The organism is Mesorhizobium sp. M0833 (assembly GCF_040319905.1).
Lineage (GTDB): Bacteria > Pseudomonadota > Alphaproteobacteria > Rhizobiales > Rhizobiaceae > Mesorhizobium.
On sequence record NZ_JAMYOQ010000005.1, the window covers coordinates 247,715 to 254,383 of the forward strand.

General features: G+C 62.6%; 8 protein-coding genes. 3 read left to right on the forward strand and 5 right to left on the reverse strand.

The window, feature by feature from the left end:
- Position 1: 1 nt before the first annotated feature.
- Complete coding sequence (locus NKH98_RS08760) at positions 2-1,231, forward strand: NAD(P)/FAD-dependent oxidoreductase (RefSeq protein ID WP_352897711.1); 1,230 nt, start codon at positions 2-4, stop codon at positions 1,229-1,231.
- Between the two features lie 35 nt (positions 1,232-1,266).
- On the opposite strand, the gene NKH98_RS08765 is transcribed toward NKH98_RS08760, so the two are convergent.
- From NKH98_RS08765 to hslV, 5 genes are all read right to left on the reverse strand, one after another.
- On the reverse strand, positions 1,267-2,226 hold the full coding sequence (locus tag NKH98_RS08765) for a DUF1402 family protein (RefSeq protein ID WP_352897682.1): 960 nt from the start codon (positions 2,224-2,226) through the stop codon (positions 1,267-1,269).
- Positions 2,227-2,409: 183 nt separating this feature from the next.
- Positions 2,410-3,723 (reverse strand): ATP-dependent protease ATPase subunit HslU, encoded by a 1,314-nt coding sequence (gene hslU, locus NKH98_RS08770; RefSeq protein WP_352477083.1) that lies wholly within the window; start codon positions 3,721-3,723, stop codon positions 2,410-2,412.
- Positions 3,724-3,727: 4 nt separating this feature from the next.
- Positions 3,728-4,324 carry a DUF2585 domain-containing protein gene (locus NKH98_RS08775; RefSeq protein ID WP_352897684.1) on the reverse strand — a complete coding sequence of 199 codons (597 nt, stop codon included), beginning with the start codon at positions 4,322-4,324 and terminating at the stop codon, positions 3,728-3,730.
- A gap of 4 nt (positions 4,325-4,328) precedes the next feature.
- A complete protein-coding gene (locus NKH98_RS08780) occupies positions 4,329-4,871 on the reverse strand; it encodes a GNAT family N-acetyltransferase (RefSeq protein WP_352477085.1) in 543 nt (180 codons plus the stop codon).
- Positions 4,861-5,412 carry an ATP-dependent protease subunit HslV gene (gene hslV / locus NKH98_RS08785; protein ID WP_254815927.1) on the reverse strand — a complete coding sequence of 184 codons (552 nt, stop codon included), beginning with the start codon at positions 5,410-5,412 and terminating at the stop codon, positions 4,861-4,863. The genes NKH98_RS08780 and hslV overlap by 11 nt, the downstream gene beginning before the upstream one ends.
- A 223-nt stretch (positions 5,413-5,635) precedes the next feature.
- Between hslV and hisB the strand changes: the two genes are divergently transcribed.
- Positions 5,636-6,235, forward strand: coding sequence for an imidazoleglycerol-phosphate dehydratase HisB (hisB, locus tag NKH98_RS08790; protein ID WP_352647742.1), 600 nt, complete (start codon positions 5,636-5,638; stop codon positions 6,233-6,235).
- 4 nt (positions 6,236-6,239) lie between these two features.
- Positions 6,240-6,669 (forward strand): DUF2628 domain-containing protein (locus NKH98_RS08795; protein ID WP_352897686.1); only part of this gene is annotated, 430 nt, incomplete at its 3' end.

Here is a 6,669-nt window from a genome sequence, read left to right on the forward strand (position 1 = left end):
GATGACGAAGGGAATGGTCGTCATCGGCGCCGGCGAATGCGGCGGGCGCGCCGCCCTTGCGCTGCGCGAGCTCGGCTATAATGGCCCCGTAACCTTGGTCGGCGACGAGCCGCATCTTCCCTATGAGCGCCCACCACTGTCGAAAGACGCGATGGTCGCCGACGCGCCCCTGATCAAGGCGATCGCCAGCGACGCGATCCTCGCCGAGCGCTCTATCCGGCATATCCATTCGGTTCTGGCTGTGGCGATCGACCGCACGGCGCATGTCGTGCGCCTGTCAGACGGTTCCGCCCTGGCCTACGACAAGCTCCTGCTGGCGACCGGTTCGGTGCCGCGCAAACTACCTATGCCGGGCCTTGGCGGGCGCTGCGTCTACCTCCGAACCTTCAACGACGCGCTGGCCATTCGTGCCCATCTCAACGCCGGCAATCGCATCACCATAGTCGGCGGCGGCTTCATCGGGCTCGAGCTCGCCGCGGCGGCGCGCAGGCTGGGTGCCGCGGTCACCGTCATCGAGGCGCAGCCGCGCATTCTGATGCGGGGCGTGCCGGCCGAGATCGCGCAGGTCATCCATCAGGCGCATGAAGCCGAAGGCGTAAAAATCCTGTGCGGCGAGGGCATCGCGGCCATTGCCGATGACGGCGCCGAAGTGCGCATCGCGCTTGCCGGTGGGCACGACATTGTCGCCGATCTTGCCGTGATCGGTATCGGCGCCGTGCCGGTGACCGGACTTGCCGCGGAGGCGGGGCTGACCATCGACAATGGTGTCGCCGTCGACGCCGAGCTTCGCACCAGCGACCGGGATATCTTTGCAGCCGGCGATTGCTGTTCGTTTCCGCTCGCTATCTATGGCGGCCGGCGCGTGCGGCTGGAAGCCTGGCGCAATGCGCAGGAGCAGGGCGCACTCGCCGCAAGGAACATGCTTGGCGCCGGCGAGGCGCATTCGGCGGTGCCTTGGTTCTGGTCAGATCAGTACGGATTGACCCTGCAGATCGCCGGCCTGTCGGACGAAGGCCGCAGCATCGTTCGCCGCGACGTTGGCGACGGCGCCTTCATCCTGTTTCATCTGGCCGAGGACGGCAGGCTGGTTGCGGCAAGCGGCATCGGCCCCGGCAACGCGGTCGCCCGCGACATCAGGCTGGCAGAGATGCTGATTGCAAAGCAGGCAAAGCCGGCGCCGGAAGCGCTAGGCTCGCAAACGGTCAAGCTGAAGTCGCTGCTGGCGGCGTGAGCTGAGGGCGTGGATAGTTGGCCGAACGCGTTTGGCTAAAACAGCGCTTTCAGCTCCGGCAGCTTGTCGTTGATCAGCCAGCCATAGTAATTTTCCTCAGGCAGTTTTTCCGGCTCGCCCGCAGCGCGGCGCTTGTCGTTCTCGGCCTTCAGCGCATAGGCGCGCTGTTCGGGGCTGCCGACATTGTAGAGCGTCGACGTGAGGCCGGGATTGCCTGAGATGTCGAAGCCGGCAATGCTTCTATAGGCGTCGATCGATTTCCGGATCGTTGCTGCGACATAAGGCAGTGTCAGGTCAGGATCCATGATGGTCTTGTAGACCGCGTTGGGGTCGCTGACGTCGAGTTCCGGCAGGCCGGAAACCTTGTGCACGAGGTCGCTCATTTCCAGCGCCGTCAACGGATTGAGCTGGCCAAGGCCAAAAGTCTGGCCGGCATAATAAGGTTGGAAGAAAGTGGCACCGAAGCGGTCGTCGGGGAAGCTCTCGCCGTTGACGGTCTTGCCGCGGAACGACCGGTTCCACACCTGCTCGCGGCACTCCCATAGGTCGTAGCTATCGGACTTCCCGGCGCATTTGGCGAATTGCGGCCGCAGCACGAAATCGGTGATGTCCTCGCCGTCATAGGCGAAGGAGAGCTTGCTCGATAAATACGAGATCGCCTTGACGTAGTAGGTCTGCAGCCGGTCGTAGGCATCGACATTGTAGGTGTGCTCGCCGACGATGGCGCCGACGATATGCATTGGGTCGATGCCATAGGCCGCGGCTGCCTGCTTGATCTTGCCGCGCAGCGCGGCATCGTTCTGGAGCAGCGCAAAGACTTTGCGGTATTTCGCCTGGAAGGTGGTGTTGGTCGCCTGGGTGCGCCGGCTCGATGCGCCCGGTATGTCAGGCTGCTCGGTGTTGCGGTTGCCCGGCGGCACCATCGTTGCCGCTTGCGCGGCGAACATGGCTGTCGCCAGCGTCAGCCCCAAAATGACGAGGATCAGTTTTTTCATGCGCCACCGCCCAAATAATCGGCGGCAAACTAGGTAATGCTCCACCGGGAGTCGAGAGACGCCTGCACCGGACGGCACGAAAGCTTGCCGGATGCTTCCATTTGGCCACACCTCCGGAATGCCGGGCTGAATTTGACGGAGGCCGGGAGTAATTCCCCGGCCTCTTGGAGAATCAAGAGTCTCCTACAAGATGAAACGCGACAAGTCCGTGTTTCTGGAGAGGTCGCCGACATGCTTCTCGACATAGGCGGCATCGATTGTCACCGAGGTGCCGTTACGGTCCGGCGCGTCATAGGAGATGTCGTCCAGCACCCGTTCCATCACCGTCTGCAGCCGCCTGGCGCCGATATTCTCGACGCTGGCGTTAAGGTCGACGGCGATGCCGGCCAACGAATCGATCGCGTCATCGGTGAAGACCAGGTCGACGCCTTCGGTCTTCATCAGCGCGATATATTGCTTGATCAGGCTGGCTTCGGTCTCGGTGAGGATGCGGACGAAATCGTCCTTCTCCAGCGCCCGCAGCTCGACGCGGATCGGCAGGCGGCCCTGCAATTCCGGCAGCAGGTCGGAGGGCTTGGCGACGTGGAACGCGCCCGAGGCGATGAACAGGATATGGTCGGTCTTCACCGGTCCATATTTGGTCGCAACCGTGGTGCCTTCGACCAGCGGCAGCAGGTCTCGCTGCACACCTTCACGCGAAACACCAGCACCGATGCCGCCTTCGCGCGAGGCGATCTTGTCGATCTCGTCAAGGAAGACGATGCCGTCATTCTCGGTCGATTCGAGAGCCCTGCGCACCACTTCGTCCTGATCGAGCAGCTTGTCGGACTCGTCGCTGATCAACAGCCCGTAGGACTCCTTGACGGTCGTCTTGCGCAACTTGGTCTTCTTGCCGCCCATCGCCTTCGACAGCATGTCGTTGATGTTGAGCACGCCGATATTGGCGCCCGGCATGCCGGGGATCTCGAAGCCAGGCATGCCGCCATTGCCGGTATCGGCCACTTCGATCTCGATCTCCTTGTCGTCGAGCTCGCCGTCGCGCAGCTTCTTGCGGAAACTGTCGCGGGTGGCCGGGCTCGCCGTCTTGCCGACGAGCGCTTCGAGCACCCGTTCCTCGGCGTTGACGTGGGCACGCGCCTTGACGTCCTCGCGCATCTTCTCGCGCACCAGCCCGATGGCGATCTCGACCAGATCGCGGATGATCTGCTCGACGTCGCGGCCGACGTAACCGACCTCGGTGAACTTGGTGGCCTCGACCTTAACGAAAGGCGCACCGGCAAGGCGCGCCAGGCGGCGTGAAATCTCGGTCTTGCCGACACCGGTCGGGCCGATCATCAGGATATTCTTCGGCATCACCTCTTCGCGCATCTGGCCCTCGAGCTGCTGGCGGCGCCAACGGTTGCGCAAGGCAATCGCCACCGCACGCTTGGCATCTTTCTGGCCGATGATGAAGCGGTCGAGTTCCGAAACGATTTCGCGGGGAGAGAAGGTGCTCATATCACTAAATTCCACTTTGCCACTGCCGAATGGACTCGAATGGATGCAGCAGCATGATCACGTTGAGTGTCAGATTGTCCCGGATGAGATAGCCGACACCGAATTCGAAGATGAGGGCGAGGGTGACGATCACCCATATAGGAAGCCTTCGCGCCATGACAAACCCCAGCACCATGGCCAGCGTGTCCGACACCGAATTGACAATGCTGTCTCCATAATAATCGAGCGAGATCGTGCCAGCGCGGTAGCGGTCGATGATGAAAGGACTGTTCTCGAGCAGCTCCCAGCCGCCCTCGATGACGACCGCAAACGCCAGCCTGAGCCCGATCGGCGAGCGCGGGAAAAGGAACCACGCCAGCGCATAGAACAGGAAGCCGTGAATGATGTGCGAGAAGCTGTACCAGTCGGAAATATGCTGGGAATTCTCGGAGCTTTGCACGATGCCGTGCCACAGCTTGACATAGCCGCAGGTACAGATCGGCGTCCGCCCCATGCCGTAGAGGAACCCGGCCTGGAAGATGACCAGGCCGAGAACCAGCAGGAGCCCCATTCGCCAACTGTCTTCGTAGGCCGAGACGGTTTTGTCGCTGGATACGCTCATGCTGCTATTGCCCCTCTTCTGCGTCACCCTGTCCGGCATCACCCTCTGGGGCATCAATGGCCATCAGCACGGCATCGCCATATTCCGACTTCCTGCGATCGATAGCCGTAAAACCGGCCTTTTCATAGGCACGGATAGCCCGTGCATTGGCGGGGTCCGGGTCGATGATGACGCGCGGCGTACCTTCCTCGAAAAGCTGCTCGACGAACTGCCGGACGATCGCGGAGCCGTGGCCGACCCCGACAAGCTCGGGCACGCCGATCGACAGATCGATGCCGAGCGTGCCGAACGGCTGGTCGCTATAGGGATGGCCGTCCTCCAGATGCGGATCGTAGCTCTGCAAATAGCCGATGGGCTTTCCGTCCAGCTCGATGATCAGCGGCTCGACCGAAATGCTGTCGATATGCTCGCGGATCTCCGCAATCTCGGTCTCTGGGTCGTCCCACCACTCGGCGACATGCGGCTCGGCAAGCCAGCCGGCGATCATCGGCAGGTCCCTCTGGGTCACCGGCCGAAAACCATAGCGGAGGCTCCGCTCAGGCGGCATCGAGGGTTTCGACGACGAAGTTGTTGTTTGTGTAGACGCAAATGTCTGACGCGATCTGCATCGCCTTGCGGGCGATCTCCTCTGCGCCCTTGTCGCTGTCCATCAGCGCGCGTGCCGCTGCCAGCGCGTAATTGCCGCCGGAGCCGATGGCCATGACGCCAAATTCGGGCTCCAGCACGTCGCCGGTGCCGGTCAGCGCCAGCGACACCGACTTGTCGGCCACCAGCATCATCGCTTCCAGCCGCCGCAAATAGCGGTCGGTGCGCCAGTCCTTGGCAAGCTCGACGCAGGCGCGTGTCAGCTGGTCGGGATATTGTTCGAGCTTGGCTTCGAGCCGCTCGAGCAGAGTGAAGGCATCGGCGGTGGCGCCAGCGAAACCGGCGATGACGTTGCCGCCCTTGCCGATGCGGCGCACCTTCTTGGCGTTGCCTTTCATGATCGTCTGGCCGAGGCTGACCTGGCCGTCGCCGGCGATCACCACCTTGCCGCCCTTGCGCACGGTCAGGATGGTCGTGGCATGCATGGTGAGTTCATTCGACATTTCCTGCTCCGACAAGCACCGATCCCATCGAGGCGATCGGTGCGTTACGAGTGACTTGATCGGCCATATGTATGCATAGGCCGGACGATTGCAAACCGGCCATCCGCCGGGCCGGATAGTGCTCCGCAGCGGTAACTGGCAATCGCCGGATCATGCTGCTAGAAGGCTTTCGTTTTCAGGCCTGTGAACGCCTGACGTGCAAATCTGAAACAAGGATGAGGTCATGGCGCCCCGTTCCGCCGAGATAAGCCGCAAGACCAGGGAAACCGACATCTCCGTGTCGGTTCAAGTCGACGGCTCGGGCAAATCCGACATTTCGACGGGCGTCGGCTTCTTCGACCATATGCTGGACCAGTTGTCGCGCCATTCGCTGATCGACATGACCGTGAAGGCCAAGGGCGACCTGCATATAGACGACCACCACACCGTCGAGGATACGGGCATCGCGCTCGGCCAGGCGCTGGCCAAGGCATTGGGCGAGCGGCGCGGCATCATGCGCTACGCCTCGATCGACCTCGCCATGGACGAGACACTGACGCGGGCGGCAATCGATGTCTCCGGCCGGCCTTTTCTGGTCTGGAATGTTTCGTTCTCGTCGCCGAAGATCGGTACGTTCGACACCGAGCTGGTGCGCGAATTCTTCCACGCGCTGGCGCAGAATGCCGGCATCACGCTGCATATCACCAATCATTACGGCGCCAACAACCACCACATCGCCGAGACCTGCTTCAAGGCCGTGGCGCGTGTGTTGCGTTCGGCACTTGAGCGCGACCTGCGCCAGCCGGACGCGGTTCCCTCCACCAAGGGATCCCTGAAAGGGTAACGCCATGGCCATCTATGTCGTGATGGAGCCGCCAGGCCGCGGTGAAAGCGTGGACACCACCTTTATCCGTGACGGCTTTGCCTGGCTCGGCTTCCTGGTGCCGCCGCTGTGGCTGGCCTGGCACCGGCTGTGGGTCGAGGCGGCATTGGCGTTTGTCGCCATGGGCCTGCTCTCGATACTGGGCGAAAGGCTGGACCTGGAAACAGCCGGCTCGCTTTTATCCTTCCTTGTCATGCTCTTTGTCGGGCTGGAGGGACAAGGCTTGCGAATTGCAGCCCTGCGCCGTCGCGGCTGGCATGAATGGGGCGGGGGGGGGGGCGCCCGCCCCGCCGGCCCCCCCCGCACCCGAAGGGTTTTTGTGCCCGGCGGGGGTGGGGTACGCAAAACAACCAGCCCGGATGGTACACCCACACCCACAAAACACCCCCGCCCCC